The following is a 21,695-nucleotide window of genomic DNA, read 5'->3' as shown; positions in this document are numbered from 1 at the left end:
TAACGCTGATCAGGTTACTTGAATCGCACAGACCGCAGCTTTTCCGGGCTGCGGCCGGCGGACAAGTCCTTGAGCCATACCACCTTGGACGATCGCACCGCTTCCCTGGCTGGCACAGGAGCCACCCATTGCGGGATCGGGCGCGCGTTCAAGTCCAGGTAGGCCTTGATCACTTCAAACTCTGCAGGGCTCAAGCCTCGCAGTTCCAGCTCATCAGGCCGTTCGTCACGCAATCGGCCTGCGGTTCTTGCTGCGTCCAGTGCTCGACCCAAGCGGTCGATCAGTCCTTCATACACTTCCGGTTTCGTTCTCATTCGCTGCAAATCAACCATCCCCTCACCTCATTAAAGATAAGTCTCACTCCCCAATAAACAGCGTAGCTGCGCTGACGCAACCAACCGCGCGCCGCGACCAACGGCCTGCGCAGCGCAATCAGGGTTTCCCTCGATAGAGTGGGGTCATGTATGCTACGGCGCTTCCTGTAACTCCACTTCCCGCAGGGTTTGGGCACGGACGCGCCGCTTTTTGGTGTCGCTCAACCCGGACAATGCACCGAAGAGGATTAGGCCACCCCTATTCAGTTCAAAAGTAGCCATGCACGAACAATATCAGCCCCGTGAAATAGAAAATGCCGCCCAAACTTTCTGGGACGAGCAAAAGTCCTTTGAAGTCAGTGAACAGCCAGGCAAGGAGACTTACTACTGCCTATCCATGTTCCCTTACCCCAGCGGCAAACTACACATGGGGCATGTGCGTAACTACACCATCGGCGACGTGATTTCCCGCTACCAGCGCATGCTCGGCAAAAACGTCCTGCAACCTATGGGTTGGGACGCCTTCGGCATGCCTGCGGAAAACGCCGCGATGAAAAACAACGTAGCGCCCGCCAAGTGGACCTACGAGAACATCGCCTACATGAAGACCCAGCTGCGCAGCCTGGGCCTGGCCGTGGACTGGTCCCGCGAAGTGACCACCTGCAAGCCGGACTACTACCGCTGGGAACAATGGCTGTTCACCCGCCTGTTCGAAAAAGGCGTGATCTACAAAAAAAGCGGCACCGTGAACTGGGACCCGATCGACCAGACCGTCCTCGCCAACGAGCAAGTGATCGACGGCCGTGGCTGGCGTTCCGGCGCGCTGATCGAAAAGCGCGAAATCCCGATGTACTACTTCAAGATCACCGCCTACGCCGATGAACTCTTGTCGAGCCTAGACGACCTGCCGGGCTGGCCTGAACAGGTCAAGACCATGCAGCGCAACTGGATCGGCAAGTCCAAGGGCATGGAAGTGCAGTTCCCGTACAACGTCGATTCCATCGGTGAAACGGGCGCTCTGAAAGTTTTCACCACCCGTCCGGACACCCTGATGGGCGCGACCTACGTCGCCGTGGCCGCCGAACACCCGCTGGCCACCCAAGCCGCACAGAACAACCCTGAGCTGCAGGCCTTTATCGCCGAATGCAAAGGCGGCAGCGTGGCTGAAGCCGACGTCGCCACCCAGGAGAAAAAAGGCCTGCCGACCGGGCTGTTCGTCGAGCACCCTCTGACCGGTGAAAAACTGCCGGTTTGGGTCGCCAACTATGTGCTGATGCACTACGGCGATGGTGCAGTAATGGCAGTGCCCGCTCACGACGAGCGCGATTTCGAATTCGCCACCAAGTACAACCTGCCGATCAAGTCTGTGGTGCGTACCAGTTCCGGTGATACCAACCCGGCCCCATGGCAAGACGCCTACGGCGAACACGGTACCCTGATCAACTCCGGCGAGTTCGACGGCCTGGACTTCGTAGGCGCTTTCGACGCCATTGAAGTCGCCCTGATCAAGAAAAACCTCGGCGCCTCGCGTACCCAGTTCCGCCTGCGCGACTGGGGCATCAGCCGCCAGCGCTACTGGGGCTGCCCGATCCCGATCATCCACTGCGAAACCTGCGGTGACGTGCCGGTACCGGAAGACCAACTGCCAGTCGTCCTGCCCGAAGACGTGGTGCCGGACGGCGCCGGTTCGCCACTAGCGCGCATGCCCGAGTTCTACGAGTGCAGCTGCCCGAAATGCGGCCAGCCTGCCAAGCGTGAAACCGACACCATGGACACCTTCGTCGAGTCCTCGTGGTACTACGCCCGCTACGCCTCGCCGCACTATGAAGGCGGCCTGGTGGAAAAATCCGCAGCCGACCACTGGTTGCCGGTGGATCAGTACATCGGTGGTATTGAACACGCGATCCTGCACCTGCTGTACGCGCGCTTCTTCCACAAGCTGATGCGTGACGAAGGCCTGGTGAGCTCTGACGAGCCGTTCAAGAACCTGCTGACCCAGGGCATGGTGATCGCCGAGACTTACTATCGCCGCGAAGCCAATGGCGCCTACACCTGGTTCAACCCGGCGGACGTCGAGTTGGAGCGTGACAGCAAAGCCAAGGTGATCAGTGCCAAGTTGAAATCCGACGGCCTGCCGGTGGAAATCGGCGGTACCGAGAAGATGGCCAAGTCGAAGAACAACGGCGTCGACCCGCAGTCGATGATCGACCAGTTCGGCGCCGACACCTGCCGCCTGTTCATGATGTTCGCCTCGCCGCCCGATATGAGCGCCGAATGGTCGGACTCTGGCGTCGAAGGTTCGCACCGCTTCCTCAAGCGCGTCTGGCGCCTGGCCCATGGCCATATCAGCCAGGGCTTGCCGGGCAAACTGGACGTGGCGTCGTTGAGCGACGAGCAGAAACTCATTCGCCGCAGCACCCACCTGGCCATCAAGCAAGCCAGCCAGGACGTGGGCCAGCACCATAAATTCAACACCGCCATCGCCCAGGTGATGACGCTGATGAACGTGCTGGAAAAAGCCCCGCAGGCTACCGAACAGGACCGTGCACTGGTGCAGGAAGGTCTGGAAGCAGTCGTCCTGCTGCTGGCGCCGATCACCCCGCACATCAGCCACGACCTGTGGAGCCAGTTGGGCCACAGCGGCGCGGTGATCGATGCTGCATGGCCGGTCGCGGATGACAGCGCCCTGGTCCAGGACACGCTGCAACTGGTGATTCAGGTCAACGGTAAACTGCGCGGCCAGATCGACATGCCTGCCAGCGCCAGCCGCGAAGAAGTAGAAGCCGCCGCGCGCTGCAATGAGAACGTGCTGCGCTTCACCGAAGGCCTGACGATCCGCAAAGTGATCGTAGTGCCCGGTAAACTGGTCAATATCGTCGCTAGCTAATCGGATCGGGCGCCAGGGCAAGAGCCCTGGCGCCGAACAAAACCTCCAGGGCCTCGATAAGGCCCACATGGTTTCAAGGGGAGCAATAAAATGATCAAACGCAACTTGCTGGTTATGGGCCTTGCCGTACTGCTGAGCGCATGCGGCTTCCAGCTGCGCGGCACCGGCACCACGGAACTGGCGATCAAGGAATTGGATGTCAGCGCGCGCAACTCCTATGGTGAAACCGTGACCCAGCTGCGCCAAACTCTGGAAAACAGCGGCGTCAAAGTCTATAACGGCGCGGCTTACAAGCTGGTGCTGATCGACGAGAAAGAGACCCAGCGTAACCTCAGCTACGCCAGTGCCGGCCGCTCTTCGGACATCGAGTTGAGCAGCGTGCTCATGTTCCAGATCCAGGGCCACGACCAGTTGCCGCTGATCAGCGACAAACTGCAAGTGCAGAAAGTCGTGACGCACGACGGCAACAACCTGGTCGGTTCCGACACTGAGGTCAATCAGGTTCGCAATGAAATGCGCCGTGACCTGGTCCAGCGTATGGTCCTGCGCCTGCAGATGATCAGCCCGGCCCAGCTCGATGCCCTGCAGCAGACTGCCGACGCCAAGGCCAAGGCGGATGCCGAGGCGCTGAAAGCCGCGCAGGACTATGAAAACAGCATTCCCAAGCAATCGCCTGTTGAAGTCCCTGCCGAGTAAACCAGACGGGGCGCGTCATGCGCCCCGTCCATCCAGCCTATGAAACTCGCCCCCGCCCAACTCGCCAAACACCTGCAAGGCAACCTCGCGCCTGTGTACATCGTCAGTGGCGATGATCCGCTGTTGTGCCAGGAAGCCGCCGACACCATTCGCCAGGCTGCGCGCCAGCAAGGCTTTGATGAACGCCAGGTGTTCAGTGCCGACGCCAGCTTCGACTGGGGCACCCTGCTCCAGGCCGGGGCCAGCATGTCGCTGTTTGCCGAAAAACGCCTGCTGGAACTGCGCCTGCCCTCGGGCAAGCCCGGCGACAAAGGCGCGGCAGCCCTGATGGAATACTGCGCCCGCCCCGCCGAGGACACGCTGTTGCTGATCAGCCTGCCCAAGCTCGATGGCAGCGCGCAGAAAACCAAATGGGGCAAGGCGCTGGTGGAAGGGGCACAGACCCAGTTCATCCAGATCTGGCCGGTGGACAGCAGTCAGTTGCCGCAATGGATTCGCCAACGCCTGTCGCAAGCCGGATTGTCTGCCAGCCAGGACGCAGTCGAACTGATCGCGGCCCGGGTTGAAGGCAACCTACTGGCGGCGGCCCAGGAAATCGAAAAGCTCAAGCTGATGGCCGAAGGTGGCCAGATCACCGTCGAGACCGTGCAGGGCGCGGTGGCCGACAGCGCACGCTTTGACGTATTCGGGCTGGTGGACGCAATCCTCAACGGTGATGCGGCCCACGCCTTGCGCATGCTCGAAGGGCTGCGCGGTGAAGGGGTCGAGCCGCCGGTGATTCTCTGGGCGCTGGCCCGGGAACTGCGCTTGCTGGCCAATATCGCCCTGCAGTACAGCCAGGGCACCCCTCTGGACAAGGCCTTCAGCCAGGCCCGCCCGCCGGTGTGGGACAAGCGCAAGCCCCTGATGAGCAAGGCCCTGCAACGGCACTCGGCGCAACGCTGGGCGCAATTGTTGCTCGAAGCCCAACGCATCGACGCGCAGATCAAGGGCCAGGCCGCAGGGTCGCCGTGGATGAGCTTGAGCCGTTTGTCGCTGCTGATGTCCGGCCAGCGCCTGGCACTGCCCGCCGAATAGCACGCTCGCCCAACCACCACCAAACCAATGTAGGAGCTGGCTTGCCTGCGATGCAGGCGCCTCGGTGTGTCAGTCACGCGGTGGTGATGCCATCGCAGGCAAGCCAGCTCCTACAGTTTTGATCGTCGCCGTATTCAGGTTTTTGATATTTCCTACATCGCGCCGGGCTGGACAGCCGGCAGACTTCGGCAGATGATTTGCACCGCATCACCCACCCCATCGGAGAGTCCCGATCATGAGCAAAAAGCCATCCAAGCATGGCCCCAACAAGGCCAAATCCATCATCGCCCAGCCGTTGTTCCGCAGTCGCCAGGAACGCGCCGGCAAAGGCAAAGGCAGCTACCGCCGCGAAGCCTTCCAGTCTAATAGCTGGGAGGCTTCTTACTTTCTGGCTGCCTGAAGGCAAGCGCCCCTCTGGCATGATAAGGTCTGCACCTGATTCGTATTTCCTGGACCTGTGCATGCCCTCTAGTCTTTCCCGTCGTTGGCACCTTCGCCAATTGATTGCTGCCTCCAGCCTGATCCTGTTAGTCGCCTGCGCCGAAAAACCCACCGCCGCCGACGCTCAGCCCCTGCCCACGCTCCAGACCGCACCGGTTGCCGCCCCCGCCGTAGTTGCGCCCCTGGCCGTGACCAATCTCGATATCCAACCGACCCAGACCTTCGCCGAATGGCAGGCAGGTTTTCGCGTCGAGGCCCTGAAGGCCGGTATCACCCCGACGGTATTCGACACCGCCTTCGCCAACGTCACCCCCGACATGGCGGTCATCCGCGCCGACCGCAGCCAGCCGGAATTTTCCCGCCCGGTGTGGGAATACCTCAACGGTGCCTTGTCGGCGCTGCGCGTACGCAATGGCCAGGCCTTGCTGATCAAGCACGCCGATATCCTGCAAAGCATCGAACAGCGCTACGGCGTTGATCGCCAGGTGCTGGTCTCGGTATGGGGCATGGAAAGTAACTTCGGTTCGTTCCAGGGCAATAACTCGGTGATCCGCTCCCTGGCGACCCTGGCCTATGAAGGCCGCCGCCCGGCATTCGCCCAGGCGCAGTTGCTGGCCGCGCTGCAAATCATCCAGCACGGTGACATTCCAGCCGAACAGATGCGCGGCTCGTGGGCCGGCGCCATGGGCCAGACCCAGTTCATACCGACCACCTACAACACCCACGCCGTGGACTTCGACGGCGACGGTCGCCGCGACATCTGGAACAGCTCGGCCGACGCCCTCGCCTCCACTGCGCACTACCTGCAAAGCTCGGGCTGGCAGAAAGGCCAGCCGTGGGGCTTTGAGGTGCAGCAATTGCCGACAAACTTCAATTACGCCCTGGCTGATGGCGTGGTGCGCAAGCCGGTCGGCGAATGGTTGAAGCTGGGCCTGCAGGTGCCGGCCGGTGCCAGCGTGCCGCCCAACGTAGAAACGCTGTCGGCCGCCCTGCTGCTGCCGGCCGGCCATCGTGGCCCGGCGTTCCTGGTGCTGGATAACTTCCGCGCAATCCTCAAGTACAACAACTCGTCGTCCTACGCCCTGGCGGTCGGCCTGTTGTCCGAGCGTTTTGGCGGCGGTGGGGTGATTCGCGGCGATTGGCCAACGGATGAACTGCCACTGACCCGCTCCCAGCGCATCGAGTTGCAGACGGTGTTGAGCGCCAATGGCTATGAGGCCGGCAACCCGGACGGGATTATCGGCGCCAATACGCGCAAGGCGATTCGTGCGGCGCAGCAGTCGTTGGGCTGGCCGGCGGATGGATATCCGACGGTGAAGTTGTTGGAGTCGTTGCGTAGCCGCTAGATCGGCGTAGGGCGACTGCCGCTCCCACATTTGGAATGCAATTCCCTGTGGGAGCCAGCTTGCTCGCGATAGCGTGCCGACAGGCGGCAAAACACTCAGAGCCTAGACACCACATCCTGCTCCAGCACCAGCCGCTGTTCCCCCGCATCCAGGCGCACCAAGGCGCCCATCGGCAAGGTCAGATTGGGGTCGCAATGGCCGCTGCGCCAGCCGGACAGGACCGGAACGCAGAACGGTTGGAAGGTCTGTTTCAGCAGCCGCTCCAGCGCGACGTTATCCACTCCCGCCACATCCCCCACCAGCACACCGCGCACCTGCGCCAGCTTGCCCGCCAGGCGCAAGTGCGTCAGCAGGCGGTCGATGCGATAGATTGGCTCGTTGACGTCCTCGATAAACAGGATGATGCCCTCGGCATCAAGCTCGAAGGGGGTGCCCATCACCGCCGCGATCATCGACAGATTGCCCCCCAGCAAGCGCCCACAGGCGATGCCAGGCTCAATGGTGGTCAGCGGGTACGCCACTGGGTGCGCCAGCACACTGCCAGCGCCCAGCTGGCCGCGCAGCAGGCTGAACAGTGATGACTCAGTGGGTTGTTGCTTGTCACCGAGCAGGTCGGCATTGAGCATCGGGCCGTGGAAGGTCACGAAGCCTGCGTAGCGGCTGATCGCCAGGTGCAGTGCGGTGATATCGCTGTAGCCGACGAAGGGCTTGGGATTGGCTGCCAGCAGCTCGAAATCCACGCTATCGAGCAAGCGTGGGGTGCCGTAGCCCCCGCGCAGGCAGAAGATGGCGTCGATCTCAGGATCGGCGAAGGCCGCGTGCAGGTCACGCAGGCGTACTTTATCGCTGCCGGCCAGATAGCCATCGCGCTCATACACCCCCGAGAAAATCCGCAGCTCGTAACCACGGGCGCGCATCCATTGCCCGGCCTTTTCAACATCCAGCGCGGCGGGGCCAGCGGGGGCAATGAGGCCGATCACACCTTCGGCGCGCAGGGCGGGTACGGCGGTGGCAAGCGGGTTAGTCATCCTTGGTTCTCCCTATTCTGTACAGCACAACGAACTGTGGGAGCGGGCTTGCCCGCGATGCACACGCCTCGGTGATCAGTTGCACCGAGGCGATGCTATCGCGGGCAAGCCCGCTCCCACACAAGCCAGCCACCCTACACGCCCATCCACACAAATGGATCGGCGCCAAGGTTTAGGAAACCAGGCTAGCCTTGACCAGCTTGGCCTGTTCGTCGGCGTGGTACGACGAACGTACCAGCGGGCCCGACGCGACGTTCTTGAAGCCCATCTTGTAGCCTTCTTCGGCAAACCAGGCAAAGGTGTCCGGGTGCACGAAACGCTGCACCGGCAAGTGGCTGCGCGACGGTTGCAGGTACTGGCCGAGAGTCAGCATGTCGATGTCGTGTTCGCGCATGCGCTTCATGACTTCGATGACTTCTTCGTCGGTTTCGCCCAGGCCCAGCATCAGCCCGGACTTGGTCGGGATGTGCGGCATCATCTGCTTGAATTTCTGCAGCAGGGTCAGCGACCACTGGTAGTCCGAACCCGGACGCGCAGCCTTGTACAGGCGCGGCACGGTTTCCAGGTTGTGGTTGAACACATCTGGCGGCTCGGCGGCAGTGATTTCCAGGGCGACGTCCATACGGCCACGGTAGTCCGGGACCAGGGTCTCGAGCATCACGTTCGGCGACAGTTTGCGGATTTCGCGGATGCAGTCTGCAAAGTGCTGGGCACCGCCGTCGCGCAGGTCATCGCGGTCTACCGAGGTGATCACCACGTACTTGAGTTTCAGGTCGGCGATGGCGATGGCCAGGCTTTCCGGCTCGTTGACGTCCAGAGGTTTCGGCCGGCCATGGCCAACGTCGCAGAACGGGCAACGACGGGTGCAGATGTCCCCCATGATCATGAAGGTTGCGGTGCCGCCGGAGAAGCACTCACCCAGGTTCGGGCAGGAGGCTTCTTCGCACACACTGTGCAGCTTGTGCTTACGCAGCAGCGCCTTGATACGGTCGACTTCCGGCGAGACCGGGATGCGTACGCGGATCCAGTCGGGCTTTTTCGGCAGTTCGGTGGTCGGAATGATCTTCACCGGGATGCGTGCAACCTTCTCGGCGCCGCGCAGCTTGACGCCGGCTTCCACCTTGGCACGCGGAGCCGGGGCCGGACGCTCGGTAATGTCCAGCGTCGGGATCATGGTTTGCACAACATCAGTAGTCATATCAGTCGATTCCGCCCGTCAGGGTCGTCTGCTCAGCATAGTCGAGGTGTTTGACGAGCTGCGCGCGCAGCCGGGCACTTACCTCGGCAAATTCTAGGGGTGTTGCGTGATCACTCAACTGGGTCATGGCCAAACCGGCGTAACCACAGGGATTGATCCGGCGAAACGGCGCCAGGTCCATGTCCACGTTCAGGGCCAGGCCATGAAAGGAACAGCCATGGCGGATGCGCAGGCCCAGGGAGGCGATTTTCGCGCCGTCGACATACACACCTGGAGCATCGGGCTTGGCCACGGCAGTCACACCATAACTGGCCAGCAGCTCGATCAGGCAGTTTTCCATGCGACTGACCAGCTCACGCACGCCGTAACCCAGCTTGCGCACATCCAGCAGCAAATAAGCCACCAGTTGTCCGGGCCCATGGTAAGTCACTTGACCACCTCGGTCGACCTGCACCACCGGAATATCACCCGGAAGTAGTAGATGCTCAGCCTTGCCAGCCTGGCCCTGGGTGAATACCGGCGGGTGTTCCACCAGCCAGATTTCGTCGGGAGCCGAGCTGCCGCGCTCATTGGTAAAGCGCTGCATGGCGTGCCAGACCGGCTCGTACGCCATCTGGCCGAGCTCGCGAAAGCCCAGGACCTGCGACATCACAACACCATATGTACGAAACCGGTGGCTCGCAGTTCGCTGTTGATGTCGTAAAGCTGGTCTTGACCGGTCGCAACGATGTGCAACTGGATCGTGGTGTACTTACCGTTGGTGCTCAAGCGCTCATCCACACGGTTGTCGTTGATCGTTGCGTGTTTACGCATGATCTCGAGGATCTTGTCTTTGTTGCCCACACCGGTATCGCTGATCACCTTGACGGGATAGTCCGTCACCGGGAATTCGATCTTTGGCGCCTTTACTTCTTTATCGGTCATGGCGAAACGGCCTCGTAAGCGGTAAGCCGTGGCGACGGGCAAAGCCCCGCGTCGGATCAACGCGGGGCTTTGCGGGTGCACACAATCAGTTGAACAAGCCGTAGAAGAATAGACGGATGCTATCCCACACGCGGCGGAAGATACCACCTTCCTCAACGGCGTCGAGCGCGATCAGATCGGCGCTGTGTACGACTTTGTCGTCCAGCTTCACTTCGACTTTACCGATCACATCGCCCTTGGCGATTGGCGCGGTCAGTTGTGGGTTCATGGTCATGCTGGCAGCCAGTTTCTTCAGCTGGCCTTTAGGCATGGTCAGGGTCAGGTCGTCAGCCAGGCCGGCCTTGACTTGACGCTCGGTGCCTTTCCACACAGGAGCCTGGGCCAGTTCGGCACCCTTCTGGTAGAAGGTCTGGGTTTCGAAGAAACGGAAGCCATAGGTCAGCAGCTTCTGGGTTTCCGCCGCACGGGCCTGTTCGCTGTTGGTGCCGAACACCACGGCGATCAGACGTTGGCCGTCACGCACAGCCGAGGACACCATGCAGTAGCCGGCTTCGTCGGTATGCCCGGTTTTCAGGCCGTCGACGGTCTTGTCGCGCCACAGCAACAGGTTGCGGTTAGGCTGCTTGATGTTGTTCCAGAAGAACTCTTTCTGGGAGTAGATGGCGTAGTGCACCGGGTCGACACGAATGATCGCGCGCGCCAGGATCGCCATGTCATGGGCCGACGAGTAGTGGTCTGGGTTTGGCAGGCCGGTCGGGTTCATGAAGTGACTGTTGGTCATGCCCAGGTCAGTCACGGTTTTGTTCATCATGTCGGCAAATGCATCTTCGCTGCCGGCAATGTGTTCGGCCAGGGCGACGCTGGCGTCGTTACCGGACTGGATGATGATGCCGTGCAGCAGGTCGCTGACGGAGACCTGGGAGCCGACCTTGATGAACATCCGCGAACCGCCGGTGCGCCAGGCGTTTTCGCTGACGGTCACCGGATCGTTTTCACCGATCTGGCCGCGACGGATTTCCAGGGTCGCGATATAGGCGGTCATCAGCTTGGTCAGGCTGGCCGGCGGCAGGCGCTGGTCACCGTTGTTTTCGACCAGCACGTTGCCGCTGGCGGCATCCATGAGCACGTAGGACTTGGCAGCCAGTTGCGGTGGTGCTGGCATCATTTCGACGGCCCAGGCAGCGGGCGCAATGATCAGCGGGACAAGCAGGCACAGGCGTTTGGCTAAGGTGGTGATGTTCATCCGTCTCTCGAAATTGCTTATGGAAACTTGCCCTCGCGGGCAAAACATTCAGACAGCCCGTCACCAGGCTGTCGCGTATTCAGTTGCCAGCTCAACCCTTGCCTTCGGGTTTTTATTATTCGAAGAGCCTGCAACCAGGGCCCCGGCGCGCAAGCGCGCCAGCACCCTCGATCCGCTACTGCTTATTCGGCGCCGACCACGCTGGGCTGGCCCAGGTTGGCCAATCGCACGCTGTTCTGTACCTGGGCAATCTCACCCGCCGAGCCGATGGGGCCCAGGCGTACCCGGTGCAGGGTCTGCTGGTTACGCACAATGGAGCTGATAAAGACTGGCGCGCTGACCATCCCGCTGAGCTTGGACCTTAACAGTTCTGCCGCATCCGGGTTGGCGAAAGCGCCGACTTGCAGGTACTGCCCGCCCGCTGCATTGCCCGGCGCCGCCTGTGGCACGGCCACGACTGGCGCGGCGTGCTGCTGGGGCGGCGGCGTCCACTGCTCGACCTTGCCTGCCGAAGCGGTGATCTGCGGTTGTGCGCTCTGTGGTTCGTTGAGCATCAATGGCGCTGGCTTGCCGCGCTGGGCCCAGTACTGGGCCGGGTCGATGCCTTCAACCTTGACCCGCGCCGTGCCGGATTCGGCATAGCCGAGTTTTTTCGCGGCTGCGTAGGACAAGTCGATGATGCGGTCGGAGTAGAACGGCCCACGGTCGTTGACCCGCAGGATTACCACGCGGTTGTTGTCCAGGTTGGTCACCCGTACATAGGCCGGCAGCGGCAAGGTCTTGTGGGCCGCGCTCATGCCGTACAGGTCATACACCTCGCCGTTGGCGGTGTTCTGCCCGTGGAACTTGGTGCCGTACCAGGACGCGGTACCCGACTGCACATAGTTCTTGGATTCCTGCAGCGGAAAGTAGGTCTTGCCCAGTACCGTGTAGGGGTTGGCCTTATAGTTGCCGGTATGCAGGGTCGGCGTGGCATCCGGGATGCGCGAGACGTCAACGTCCCACCACGGCGCGCCGTCCTTGTGAGCCCGGTTGATATCCAGCCCCGGCTGCGCGCGGACTACCGGGCCACCGGCCTTCTGCGCCGGCGCACGGCTGGTGGAGCAACTGACAACCAGCAAGGACAATGCGGCAAGCGCCACCAGCTTGAGCGGTTTATTGATCGGCGATACCCGCATTACTTGACGCCCCGTGCTTGAACCAGCATGTCTGACAGCTGATGTACGGCCATGGCGTACATCACACTGCGGTTATAACGCGTGATTGCGTAAAAATTCTTCAGGCCCATCCAGTATTCCGGGCCGTCTGCGCCCTCCAGGCGAAAGGCGGTAACCGGTATATCATCGCGCAGCGCATCATGACTTGACCAGCCCAGCGCCCGCAACTCCCCGACGGTTTTCACCGGCTCGATGCCCTGGGTCAGGCCTTCATCGGCGCGATCGCCCGTGACATCGGCGCGAATCACCACCGGCTCGCCAGCCACCCAGCCGTGACGTTTGAAGTAGCTGGCAACACTGCCGATGGCATCATCGGGGTTGCTCCAGATATTGATATGGCCATCACCGTCGAAATCCACGGCGTAGGCGCGAAAGCTGCTCGGCATGAACTGTGGCAGGCCCATGGCCCCGGCGTACGAGCCTTTGAGGGTCAATGGGTCGATCTGCTCTTCACGGGCCAGCAGCAGGAACTCGCGCAGTTCCTTGCGGAAGAATTCGGCACGGGGCGGGTAATCGAAGCCCAGGGTCGACAAGGCGTCGATCACCCGGAAACTGCCGGTATTGCGCCCGTAAAAGGTTTCAACGCCGATAATCGACACGATCACCTGGGCCGGCACGCCATATTCCTGCTCGGCACGGGCCAGTACGGCCTCGTGCTGGCGCCAGAAGTCCACACCCCGCGCCACCCGGGCGTCGGTGAGAAACATCGGGCGATAGTCCTTCCACTGTTTGACGCGCTCGGCGGGGCGAGAGATCGCGTCGAGGATCGACTGCTTGCGCTGAGCCTCGCGGAACACGCCCATCAGTTGTTCGCCGGCGAAACCATAGTCACGCGTCATCTCGCCGACAAACTCGGCGACCTGGGGCGAGCCGTCGTAATCGCCGGCCAGGGCTGGCTGTGCAGCGCCAAAGGCGCCCACCAAGCCCAGACAGGACGCATACCGAGCAGCCCAGCCACGCATTGCTTGCATTGACATCTTCACCTTATTCAAACCTGTGCGATCCACTTGCGATGGGTATGGATCGACATCAAGACCCCAAACGCTGACAGTAATGTCACCAACGAAGTTCCGCCGTAGCTAATGAACGGCAACGGCACCCCAACCACCGGCAGCAGGCCACTGACCATACCGATGTTGACGAAAACGTAAACAAAAAAAGTCATTGTCAGCGCGCCGGCAAGCAATTTACCGAACAACGTCTGCGCTTGCGCGGTAATCACCAAGCCACGCCCGATCAACAGCAAGTAGATCAGCAACAGTGCGCAGATGCCCACCAGGCCGAACTCCTCACCCATCACCGCGATAATAAAGTCGGTGTGGCTTTCCGGCAGGAAGTCCAGGTGCGACTGGGTGCCCAGCAACCAGCCCTTGCCAAACACGCCACCGGAACCGATGGCCGCCTTGGACTGGATGATGTTCCAGCCGGTGCCCAGCGGATCGCTCTCAGGGTCGAGGAAGGTCAGGACCCGCTGCTTCTGATAGTCGTGCATGAAGAAGAACCACATGGCGACAGCCACCGGCACGGCCGCCACCAGCACACTGACAATCCAGCGCCAGCGCAGGCCGCCCATGAACAACACGAATGCACCGCCGGCAAGAATCAGCAGGCCGGTGCCGAGGTCCGGCTGGCGCACGATCAGAATGAACGGAATGCCGATCAGGATCAGGCTGATCCCCACATGCTTGAGCTGCGGCGGCAAGGTGCGCTTGGCCAGGTACCAGGCGATGGTGGCCGGCATGAGGATTTTCATGAATTCCGACGGCTGGAAGCGAATCACCCCCGGGATATTGATCCAACGGGTGGCGCCCATGGCGTTGTGCCCCATGACGTCCACCACCACCAGCAGCAGCACCCCGACGACATACCCCAGCGGCACCCAGCGCGCCATGAAGCGCGGCTCCAACTGGGCGATAACCACCATCGACAACAGGCCCAGGCCAAACGAGGACGCCTGCTTGATCAACAGGTCCCAGTTCTTGCCACTGGCCGAATACAGCACGAACAGGCTACCGGCTGCCAGGGTCAGCAGCAGGATCAGCAACGGGCCATCAATGTGCATGCGTTGCAACAAGGTGGCGCGGCGGCGCATCACATCCTCACTGGAGAGAATGCGGTCGAAATTACTCTTCACGGGCCGTAGCCTCCGCGCTTGAAGGGTTGGCAAACTCAGGCTTGAGCTTGCCGTCCTGGTCCAGCAACCAGGCATCCATGATCTGGCGCACCACCGGGGCGGCCACGCCGGAACCGGACTCGCCGTTCTCGACCATCACCGCCACGGTGATTTTCGGGTTGTCGGCCGGGGCGAAACCGACGAACAAGGCGTGGTCGCGATGGCGTTCCTGGACTTTGGAGCGGTCGTATTTCTCGCCCTGCTTGATTGCGACCACCTGGGCAGTCCCGCTCTTGCCGGCAATCCGATACTGCGCGCCAATGGCCGCCTTGCGCGCCGTGCCTCGCGCGCCGTGCATCACTTGTTGCATGCCGTGGTTGACCTTGGTCCAGTCGGACGGGTCGCGCAGGACGATGTCGGGGATCGGGTTTTCATCCACCGGCTGTTCACCCTCGATGGTCTTGGCCAGGTGCGGACGAATCCACTTGCCTTTGCTGGCCACCAGCGCCGTGGCCTGGGCCAGTTGCAAGGGCGTGGCCTGCATATAGCCCTGGCCGATCCCCAGGATCAGCGTCTCACCGGGGAACCAGGCCTGGCGCCGGGTGGCGCGCTTCCACTCGCGGGACGGCATCAGGCCAGGGGACTCTTCAAACATATCCAGGGACACTTTCTGACCGAGGCCGAACTTGCCCATGTAGGTCGATAAACGATCAATCCCCAGCTTGTGGGCCAGGTCATAGAAGTAGGTGTCGTTGGAACGCATGATCGCCATATCCAGATCCACATAGCCGTCGCCGGTACGGTTCCAGTTACGGTATTTGTGATCGTAGTTGGGCAACATGTAGTAACCCGGATCGTAGACCCGGCTGGAAGCAGTCACGACACCGGCATCCAGGCCGGCAATCGCCACCGCTGGCTTGATGGTCGAACCCGGTGGATACAGACCGCGCAGCACCCGGTTGAACAACGGCCGGTCGATGGAATCACGCAACTCGGCATAGGCCTTGAAGCTGATCCCGGTGACAAACAGGTTGGGGTCGAAACTCGGCTGGCTGACCATGGCCAGGACCTCGCCGGTGTTCGGGTCCAGCGCGACCACCGCACCACGACGCCCGCCGAGGGCCATTTCCGCGGCCTCCTGCAGCTTGATATCCAGGCTCAGAACAATGTCCTTGCCGGGAATCGGGTCGGTGCGCTTGAGCACCCGCAGCACGCGGCCACGGGCGTTGGTCTCGACCTCCTCGTAACCCACCTGGCCGTGCAGCTCCGGCTCGTAGAAGCGCTCGATACCGGTCTTGCCGATATGGTGGGTGCCGCTGTAATTGACCGGATCGAGGGTTTTCAGCTCTTTTTCGTTGATCCGCCCCATATAACCGACCGAGTGGGCAAAGTGCGCCCCCTGCGGGTAATGCCGCACCAGTTGCGCCACCACCTCCACCCCCGGCAGGCGGAACTGGTTCACGGCGATCCTGGCGATCTGCTCTTCAGTCAGCTCAAACAGGATCGGCACCGGTTCAAACGGGCGCCGCCCCTGCTTCATGCGCTTCTCGAAGATCGCCCGGTCTTCCGGCGTCAGTTGCAGCACCTCGACAATCACATCGAGGATCTGCTGCCAGTCACCGGACCGTTCGCGGGTCATGCTCAGGCTGAAACTGGGCCGGTTATCGGCAATCACCACGCCATTGCGGTCGAAAATCAGGCCACGGGTCGGCGGGATCGGCTGCACATGCACCCGGTTGTTTTCCGACAACGTGGAGTGATACTCGTACTGGATCACCTGCAGGTAATACAGACGGGCGATCAACACGCACATCAACGCCACCACCGCGATCGCGCCAAAGATCACACGCGCGCGTACAAGACGTGCGTCTTTCTCGTGGTCCTTGATGCGGATCGGCTGGGTCATCAGGCAGGGCGCAGACTATTTGTGGTAAGGGTGCCCGGACAGGACTGTCCAGGCGCGATACAGCTGTTCACCAATCAGAATCCGCACCAGCGGATGGGGCAACGTCAGGGGCGACAGCGACCAGCGCTGATCGGCCCGCGCGCAGACTTCCGGCGCCAACCCCTCGGGGCCGCCGACCATGAAGTTGACCGTGCGCGAATCCAGGCGCCAGCGATCCAGTTCCACCGCCAACTGCTCGGTGCTCCAGGGTTTGCCGTGCACCTCAAGGGTGACGATGCGCTCGTTGGCACCGACCTTGGCCAGCATCGCCTCGCCTTCCTGACGGATAAAGCGCGCCACATCGGCGTTCTTGCCCCGGGTGTTGAGGGGTATTTCCACCAGTTCCAGCGCAAGTTCGGATGGCAGACGCTTGGCATATTCATGCCAGCCTTCTTCCACCCACTTGGGCATGCGTGAACCGACAGCGATCAGACGCAGGCGCACAGCCGTTCCTTATTCCTGGTCTTTGTTGAGCTTGTCGAAGTGCGCGTGACCGACTTCAGGGCTGTGGTGCTTGCCATCGGCAGCACGGCTCTGCTCGGCGCCTTTCCACAGACGCTCCAGGTCGTAGAACTGGCGAGCGTTGCTGGTCATCATGTGTACGATCACGGTGTCCAGGTCAGCCAGCACCCAGTCGCTATCGCCCTTGCCTTCTTCACCCAGTGGCTTGACGCCCTGGGCTTTGACGGCTTCGCGAACCTTGTCCAGCATTGCGCCGATCTGGCGGTTGGAGGTACCGGTGGCGATGATCATGAAGTCGGTGATGCTTTGCTTGTCGCGCACGTCCAGGACCTGGATGTCCTGGGCCTTCACGTCTTCCAGGGCGGCTACGGCCAGCGCAACCAGCGCTTCGCCTTCAGGGGCCGGGACCAGCAGGGCTTCCACTGGCAACGGTGCGCTCTTGAACGTGCCTTTGCGCTTAACTTTGCTTACGTCTTTGTTCGTCATATAAAACTCGTTTTGCTCATTAGTTCGGGCGCTTCAATACACGACTATTCGTGCCTTCAAGCGCGCCTTTTCAGTTCGACGCACGGTAAAGCCCGTGCGCATCGATGTAGGCCAGGACCGCGTCAGGCACCAGGAAACGTACCGACTTACCGCTGGCCAGCAGTTGACGGATCTGGGTGGCGGACACCGCAAGCGGGGTCTGCCAGACGAATGCAATATTCCCGCTCGGCCCGGTCAGGGCCTGTGGGTCACTTACCGACCGCGCTGCCAGCAGGTTGCGCAAGGCATCCGGCGGTTCGCTGTCGGCATCCGGGCGTTGCAAAACCAGGATGTGGCAATGCTGGAGCAACTCTTCCCAGCGATGCCAAGTGGGCAGTCCGCAAAATGCGTCCCAGCCCAAAAGCAGAAACAACTGGTCATCGGCGGCCAACTCGGCCCGCGTCTGTTCCAGGGTGTCGATAGTGTAGGACGGTTTATCGCGTTTGAGCTCGCGGTCGTCCACCACCAACGGGGCAATCCCAGCCACCGCACACTGCACCATCGCCAGGCGCTCCTGCGCGCTGACCTGCGGTGTGTCCCGGTGCGGCGGCCTGGCATTGGGGATCAGCCGCAGCTCTTGCAGCCCGAGGGTATCCGCCACTTCCAGGGCACTGCGCAAATGGCCGATGTGCACGGGGTCGAAGGTACCGCCGAGCAGCCCGATGCGTTTACCCATCAAGTGCGCACATGACCATCGCCAAAGACCACGTACTTCTCGCTGGTCAGGCCTTCCAGGCCCACCGGGCCACGGGCATGCAGCTTGTCCGTGGAAATCCCGATCTCCGCCCCCAGGCCGTACTCGAAGCCGTCGGCAAAACGCGTCGAGGCGTTGATCATCACCGAAGCAGAGTCTACTTCGGTGAGGAAACGCCGGGCATCGCTGAAATGCTCGGAAACAATGGCATCGGTATGCTTGGAGCCGTAGGTATTGATGTGCTCGATGGCCTGGTCCAGGTCATCGACGATACGAATCGACAGGATCGGCGCCGTGTATTCGGTGTACCAGTCCTGCTCGGTGGCTTCGATCACGTCGCTGCCCAGCAATGCCCGGGTACGCTCGCAACCCCGCAACTCCACGCCTTTGTCACGGTAGATTGCAGCCAGCGGCGGCAACACGCGCTCGGCAATGCCGGCGTGGACCAACAGGGTTTCCATGGTGTTGCACGGCGCGTAGCGGTGGGTCTTGGCGTTATCGGCAATGCGGATCGCCTTGTCGAGATCGGCCGCCACGTCGATAAACACATGGCAGACGCCATCCAGGTGCTTGATAACTGGCACCTTGGCATCGCGGCTGACACGTTCGATCAGGCCCTTGCCGCCGCGTGGAACAATTACGTCGACAAACTCCGGCATGGTGATCAGCGCCCCGACGGCGGCGCGGTCGGTGGTTTCCACCACTTGCACCACTTCAGCCGGCAACTCGGCCACGGCCAGGCCTTGCTGGATGCAGGCGGCGATGGCGCGGTTGGAATGGATCGCTTCGGAGCCGCCGCGCAGGATGGTGGCGTTGCCGGACTTCAGGCACAGGCTCGCGGCGTCGATGGTCACGTTGGGCCGCGACTCATAGATGATGCCGATCACGCCCAGGGGCACGCGCATCTTGCCGACCTGGATACCTGACGGCAGGTAGCGCATGTCGCGGATCTCACCGATGGGGTCCGGCAGCTTGGCCACCTGGCGCAAGCCTTCGATCATGTCGTCGATACGGGCCGGCGTCAGCGCCAGGCGATCCAGCAATGCCGGCTCCAGACCATTGGCCCGGCCGTTGGCCAGGTCCAGCTCGTTGGCAGCGGTCAACTCGGAGCGCGAGGCATCCAGAGCATCGGCGGCCGCCAGCAGGGCACGGTTCTTCTGCGCGGTGCTCGCACGGGCGATCAACCGCGAGGCCTGACGGGCAGCGCGACCCAGGCGGGTCATGTAGTCAAGAACGGACTCAGTCATGGTCTGGTGGGGTCTTGGCAAAGAGGAAAGCGGCAGATTATAGCTGTCGCGCCGTCCTACGGACAGCGGTGAGGGGCGGATGGTCGAAATGAACTGTAAAAACTCGACGTTCAGCGGTGATTAAGGCTGAAGTTGATATCATCCTGTCACATTTGGCCTGCGCAACCGTCCATCGTCATGTCCAGTTCTCCCCCAAAGCTCCCCGCCAACCCCCTGCCGGATGGCTTTTTCGACCGCGACGCGCAAACGCTCGCGAAAGATTTGCTGGGCAAAGTCATCCGCCATCGGGTCGGCGAGTTGTGGCTGTCGGCGCGAATTATTGAAACCGAAGCCTATTATTTGGCCGAAAAAGGCAGCCATGCGTCCCTCGGCTACACAGAAAAGCGTAAGGCTTTGTTTCTGGATGGCGGCCACATCTATATGTACTACGCCCGTGGCGGTGACTCCCTGAACTTCAGTGCCCAGGGGCCAGGCAATGCCGTGCTGATCAAGTCGGCCTACCCCTGGGTGGATGAGGTATCAGGGCCTGCCAGCCTGGCGCAAATGCTCCTCAACAACCCCGACGCCAGCGGCCGTCCGCGCCCGGCCCAGAAGCTTTGCGCCGGGCAAACCCTGCTGTGCAAGGCCCTGGGTTTAAAGGTGCCAATGTGGGACGCCAAGCGCTTCGACCAGGAGCGGCTGTACGTCGAGGATGTGGGCCTGGCCCCCACGCAGATTATCCAGACCACCCGCCTGGGCATTCCCGGCGGGCGCGATGAACACCTGATGTATCGCTTTGTCGATGGCGGCTATGCGCCCTATTGCACACGGAACCCGTTGCGACGCGGCCAGGTCGAAGGCCGCGATTACGTTTTGATTTGAAATATGCCCTGCAGGAATGGGCTTATGTGGGAGCGGGCTTGCTCGCGATAGCATCACCTCGGTCTGTCAGTCATACCGAGTCGCCTGCATCGCGAGCAAGCCCGCTCCCACACAAGCTCGCCCCTATAGAGGGACATCACCACTGATGGAGAGGATTGTATGGGCCCATGGCTCGATGGCATTACTGGCTGGCTGACCCTTAACCCGCAATGGCTGGCCGCGGCGGTGTTTATCGTCGCCTTTGTGGAATGCCTGGCCATCGCCGGGATTATCGTGCCAGGCACGGTGCTGCTGTTTGCGATTGCCGCACTGGCCGGCAGCGGCGCGCTGTCCCTGAGTGAAACCCTGCTGCTGGGCTTGCTCGGCGGGCTTTTGGGCGACGGAATTTCCTACTACCTGGGCCGGCATTTCCACCAGAACATCCGGCGCCTGCCCGGCTTGCGCCATCATCCCGAGTGGATGGACGGGGCCGAGGCCTACTTCCAGAAGTACGGCATCGTCAGCCTGCTGGTAGGACGCTTCATCGGCCCATTGCGCCCCATGCTGCCCATGGTCGCCGGGATGTGTGATATGCCGTTCCCGCGCTTTGCCGCCGTTAGCGTGCTGGCCGCCACCGGCTGGTCTATCGCCTATCTGTTGCCGGGCTGGGCCGCCGGCGCGGCGTTTCGGTTGCCGCTGCCCGAAGGGTTCTGGCCCGAGGCCGGGGTGGTTGCCGCGTGCCTGGCCGTCTTGTTCGGCATCGCCCTCAACAGCACCCTGCGCGGCCATCGCCGGGCCACGTTGTGGATGGGCTGCGCCAGCCTGGCGTTGTTGATCGCGATGTTTATCGGTTATCCGTACCTGAACCATTTTGACCAGGGTTTGATGGCCCTGGTCCAGGAACACCGAGGCCCGGCGATGGACCGGATCATGGTGATGACCACCCAGTTGGGCGAGTTCAAGAAGATGTTCGTCGCCAGCGCGGTGCTGACCGGCCTGCTGCTGCTGGCGCGACAATGGCGCCAGGCGATTTTCGTCGGTGCCACCCTGCTCGGGGCCGCGCTGATCAACACCGGGAGCAAGCTGTTCTTTGCCCGCGGCCGGCCAGAAATCCTCGTCGACCCGCTGACCAGCTTCAGCATGCCCAGCGGCCACGCCTCTGGCTCGTTTGCGTTCTTCCTCGCGCTGGCGGTGCTGGCCGGTCGCGGCCAACCGACCCGCATGCGCCTGGCATGGCTGCTATTGGGCGCCATTCCGGCCGCTGCCATTGCGTTGTCGCGGGTATATCTGGGGGCCCACTGGCCGAGCGATATCCTCGCCGGCACCTTGCTGGCCATGACGGTCTGCGCCTTCAGCCTGACCTTGAGCCAGCGCCACAGCCTGCTGCCGCCCATGGCGCCGAAGGTATGGTGGTTGATCGTGCCGGGGTGCGTGGCGGTCCTGGGGTTCTTTGCCCTGACCGGCACCTCCCATGCCCTGCTGCGCTACGCTTATTGAG

The 21,695-nt window shown here is 61.9% G+C and carries 21 protein-coding genes; 7 read left to right on the top strand and 14 right to left on the bottom strand.

Annotated features, from left to right (window positions below; translation table 11 throughout):
- Positions 1-14 precede the first annotated feature (14 nt).
- Complete coding sequence (locus JFT44_RS00495) at positions 15-332, bottom strand: hypothetical protein (protein ID WP_057960693.1); 318 nt, start codon at positions 330-332, stop codon at positions 15-17.
- Between the two features lie 262 nt (positions 333-594).
- Between JFT44_RS00495 and leuS the strand changes: the two genes are divergently transcribed.
- The 5 genes from leuS (at position 595) to JFT44_RS00470 (ending at position 6,761) form a co-directional block, all read left to right on the top strand.
- Positions 595-3,201: a leucine--tRNA ligase gene (leuS, locus tag JFT44_RS00490; RefSeq protein WP_169959809.1), complete on the top strand. Its 2,607-nt coding sequence runs from the start codon at positions 595-597 to the stop codon at positions 3,199-3,201.
- Between the two features lie 90 nt (positions 3,202-3,291).
- Complete coding sequence (gene lptE, locus JFT44_RS00485) at positions 3,292-3,897, top strand: LPS assembly lipoprotein LptE (protein ID WP_057439009.1); 606 nt, start codon at positions 3,292-3,294, stop codon at positions 3,895-3,897.
- Between the two features lie 39 nt (positions 3,898-3,936).
- Positions 3,937-4,974: a DNA polymerase III subunit delta gene (holA, locus tag JFT44_RS00480; RefSeq protein ID WP_057960696.1), complete on the top strand. Its 1,038-nt coding sequence runs from the start codon at positions 3,937-3,939 to the stop codon at positions 4,972-4,974.
- A gap of 235 nt (positions 4,975-5,209) precedes the next feature.
- On the top strand, positions 5,210-5,374 hold the full coding sequence (gene arfA, locus JFT44_RS00475) for an alternative ribosome rescue factor ArfA (protein ID WP_003176285.1): 165 nt from the start codon (positions 5,210-5,212) through the stop codon (positions 5,372-5,374).
- 61 nt (positions 5,375-5,435) lie between these two features.
- Positions 5,436-6,761, top strand: coding sequence for a lytic murein transglycosylase (locus tag JFT44_RS00470; RefSeq protein WP_198830274.1), 1,326 nt, complete (start codon positions 5,436-5,438; stop codon positions 6,759-6,761).
- Positions 6,762-6,856: 95 nt separating this feature from the next.
- Here the strand turns inward: JFT44_RS00470 and JFT44_RS00465 are convergent, their stop codons facing one another.
- The 13 genes from JFT44_RS00465 to JFT44_RS00405 all read right to left on the bottom strand — a co-directional run bounded on the left by JFT44_RS00465 (position 6,857) and on the right by JFT44_RS00405 (position 19,357).
- Positions 6,857-7,789 carry an LD-carboxypeptidase gene (locus JFT44_RS00465; RefSeq protein WP_198830273.1) on the bottom strand — a complete coding sequence of 311 codons (933 nt, stop codon included), beginning with the start codon at positions 7,787-7,789 and terminating at the stop codon, positions 6,857-6,859.
- 172 nt (positions 7,790-7,961) lie between these two features.
- Positions 7,962-8,963, bottom strand: a complete 1,002-nt coding sequence (lipA, locus tag JFT44_RS00460; RefSeq protein WP_057444888.1) for a lipoyl synthase — start codon at positions 8,961-8,963, stop codon at positions 7,962-7,964.
- Between the two features lie 25 nt (positions 8,964-8,988).
- Entirely contained in the window at positions 8,989-9,636 is a 648-nt protein-coding gene (gene lipB, locus JFT44_RS00455) for a lipoyl(octanoyl) transferase LipB (protein WP_057960700.1), read from the bottom strand.
- Complete coding sequence (locus tag JFT44_RS00450; protein ID WP_029292256.1) at positions 9,636-9,911, bottom strand: DUF493 domain-containing protein; 276 nt, start codon at positions 9,909-9,911, stop codon at positions 9,636-9,638. The genes lipB and JFT44_RS00450 overlap by 1 nt, the downstream gene beginning before the upstream one ends.
- Positions 9,912-9,996: 85 nt before the next feature.
- Positions 9,997-11,154 carry a D-alanyl-D-alanine carboxypeptidase family protein gene (locus tag JFT44_RS00445; RefSeq protein ID WP_057960701.1) on the bottom strand — a complete coding sequence of 386 codons (1,158 nt, stop codon included), beginning with the start codon at positions 11,152-11,154 and terminating at the stop codon, positions 9,997-9,999.
- 182 nt (positions 11,155-11,336) lie between these two features.
- Positions 11,337-12,332 carry a septal ring lytic transglycosylase RlpA family protein gene (locus JFT44_RS00440; protein ID WP_057960702.1) on the bottom strand — a complete coding sequence of 332 codons (996 nt, stop codon included), beginning with the start codon at positions 12,330-12,332 and terminating at the stop codon, positions 11,337-11,339.
- Positions 12,332-13,342 (bottom strand): lytic murein transglycosylase B, encoded by a 1,011-nt coding sequence (gene mltB, locus JFT44_RS00435; protein WP_057960703.1) that lies wholly within the window; start codon positions 13,340-13,342, stop codon positions 12,332-12,334. The genes JFT44_RS00440 and mltB overlap by 1 nt, the downstream gene beginning before the upstream one ends.
- Before the next feature lie 17 nt (positions 13,343-13,359).
- Positions 13,360-14,463: a rod shape-determining protein RodA gene (gene rodA / locus JFT44_RS00430; RefSeq protein WP_057960704.1), complete on the bottom strand. Its 1,104-nt coding sequence runs from the start codon at positions 14,461-14,463 to the stop codon at positions 13,360-13,362.
- A 31-nt stretch (positions 14,464-14,494) separates the two neighbouring features.
- The gene (gene mrdA, locus JFT44_RS00425; RefSeq protein WP_057960705.1) at positions 14,495-16,390 is read right to left on the bottom strand and encodes a penicillin-binding protein 2; all 1,896 of its coding nucleotides are present in this window, start codon (positions 16,388-16,390) and stop codon (positions 14,495-14,497) included.
- Between the two features lie 15 nt (positions 16,391-16,405).
- Positions 16,406-16,873 carry a 23S rRNA (pseudouridine(1915)-N(3))-methyltransferase RlmH gene (rlmH, locus tag JFT44_RS00420; RefSeq protein WP_029292262.1) on the bottom strand — a complete coding sequence of 156 codons (468 nt, stop codon included), beginning with the start codon at positions 16,871-16,873 and terminating at the stop codon, positions 16,406-16,408.
- 9 nt (positions 16,874-16,882) lie between these two features.
- Positions 16,883-17,377: a ribosome silencing factor gene (gene rsfS / locus JFT44_RS00415; protein ID WP_032861691.1), complete on the bottom strand. Its 495-nt coding sequence runs from the start codon at positions 17,375-17,377 to the stop codon at positions 16,883-16,885.
- Positions 17,378-17,447: 70 nt separating this feature from the next.
- Entirely contained in the window at positions 17,448-18,092 is a 645-nt protein-coding gene (gene nadD / locus JFT44_RS00410; protein WP_057439003.1) for a nicotinate-nucleotide adenylyltransferase, read from the bottom strand.
- Positions 18,092-19,357, bottom strand: coding sequence for a glutamate-5-semialdehyde dehydrogenase (locus tag JFT44_RS00405; protein WP_057960706.1), 1,266 nt, complete (start codon positions 19,355-19,357; stop codon positions 18,092-18,094). The genes nadD and JFT44_RS00405 overlap by 1 nt, the downstream gene beginning before the upstream one ends.
- A gap of 177 nt (positions 19,358-19,534) precedes the next feature.
- Between JFT44_RS00405 and JFT44_RS00400 the strand changes: the two genes are divergently transcribed.
- Positions 19,535-20,218: a DNA-3-methyladenine glycosylase gene (locus tag JFT44_RS00400; RefSeq protein WP_128592771.1), complete on the top strand. Its 684-nt coding sequence runs from the start codon at positions 19,535-19,537 to the stop codon at positions 20,216-20,218.
- A gap of 159 nt (positions 20,219-20,377) precedes the next feature.
- Positions 20,378-21,694 carry a bifunctional DedA family/phosphatase PAP2 family protein gene (locus tag JFT44_RS00395; RefSeq protein ID WP_057960708.1) on the top strand — a complete coding sequence of 439 codons (1,317 nt, stop codon included), beginning with the start codon at positions 20,378-20,380 and terminating at the stop codon, positions 21,692-21,694.
- Position 21,695: the final 1 nt, after the last annotated feature.

It is taken from the genome of Pseudomonas sp. MF5691, assembly GCF_016405645.1.
Lineage (GTDB): Bacteria > Pseudomonadota > Gammaproteobacteria > Pseudomonadales > Pseudomonadaceae > Aquipseudomonas > Aquipseudomonas shahriarae.
This window is presented reverse-complemented; position numbering and strand designations above follow the sequence as displayed.

Bases quoted from the DNA above. Each gene is read 5' to 3' on its own strand.
- JFT44_RS00495 (WP_057960693.1), bottom strand. From the start codon at position 332: ATGGTTGATTTGCAGCGAATGAGAACGAAACCGGAAGTGTATGAAGGA.
- leuS (WP_169959809.1), top strand. From the start codon at position 595: ATGCACGAACAATATCAGCCCCGTGAAATAGAAAATGCCGCCCAAACT.
- lptE (WP_057439009.1), top strand. From the start codon at position 3,292: ATGATCAAACGCAACTTGCTGGTTATGGGCCTTGCCGTACTGCTGAGC.
- holA (WP_057960696.1), top strand. From the start codon at position 3,937: ATGAAACTCGCCCCCGCCCAACTCGCCAAACACCTGCAAGGCAACCTC.
- arfA (WP_003176285.1), top strand. From the start codon at position 5,210: ATGAGCAAAAAGCCATCCAAGCATGGCCCCAACAAGGCCAAATCCATC.
- JFT44_RS00470 (WP_198830274.1), top strand. From the start codon at position 5,436: ATGCCCTCTAGTCTTTCCCGTCGTTGGCACCTTCGCCAATTGATTGCT.
- JFT44_RS00465 (WP_198830273.1), bottom strand. From the start codon at position 7,789: ATGACTAACCCGCTTGCCACCGCCGTACCCGCCCTGCGCGCCGAAGGT.
- lipA (WP_057444888.1), bottom strand. From the start codon at position 8,963: ATGATCCCGACGCTGGACATTACCGAGCGTCCGGCCCCGGCTCCGCGT.
- lipB (WP_057960700.1), bottom strand. From the start codon at position 9,636: ATGTCGCAGGTCCTGGGCTTTCGCGAGCTCGGCCAGATGGCGTACGAG.
- JFT44_RS00450 (WP_029292256.1), bottom strand. From the start codon at position 9,911: ATGACCGATAAAGAAGTAAAGGCGCCAAAGATCGAATTCCCGGTGACG.
- JFT44_RS00445 (WP_057960701.1), bottom strand. From the start codon at position 11,154: ATGAACATCACCACCTTAGCCAAACGCCTGTGCCTGCTTGTCCCGCTG.
- JFT44_RS00440 (WP_057960702.1), bottom strand. From the start codon at position 12,332: ATGCGGGTATCGCCGATCAATAAACCGCTCAAGCTGGTGGCGCTTGCC.
- mltB (WP_057960703.1), bottom strand. From the start codon at position 13,342: ATGCAAGCAATGCGTGGCTGGGCTGCTCGGTATGCGTCCTGTCTGGGC.
- rodA (WP_057960704.1), bottom strand. From the start codon at position 14,463: ATGCGCCGCCGCGCCACCTTGTTGCAACGCATGCACATTGATGGCCCG.
- mrdA (WP_057960705.1), bottom strand. From the start codon at position 16,390: ATGACCCAGCCGATCCGCATCAAGGACCACGAGAAAGACGCACGTCTT.
- rsfS (WP_032861691.1), bottom strand. From the start codon at position 17,377: ATGACGAACAAAGACGTAAGCAAAGTTAAGCGCAAAGGCACGTTCAAG.
- nadD (WP_057439003.1), bottom strand. From the start codon at position 18,092: ATGGGTAAACGCATCGGGCTGCTCGGCGGTACCTTCGACCCCGTGCAC.
- JFT44_RS00405 (WP_057960706.1), bottom strand. From the start codon at position 19,357: ATGACTGAGTCCGTTCTTGACTACATGACCCGCCTGGGTCGCGCTGCC.
- JFT44_RS00400 (WP_128592771.1), top strand. From the start codon at position 19,535: ATGTCCAGTTCTCCCCCAAAGCTCCCCGCCAACCCCCTGCCGGATGGC.
- JFT44_RS00395 (WP_057960708.1), top strand. From the start codon at position 20,378: ATGGGCCCATGGCTCGATGGCATTACTGGCTGGCTGACCCTTAACCCG.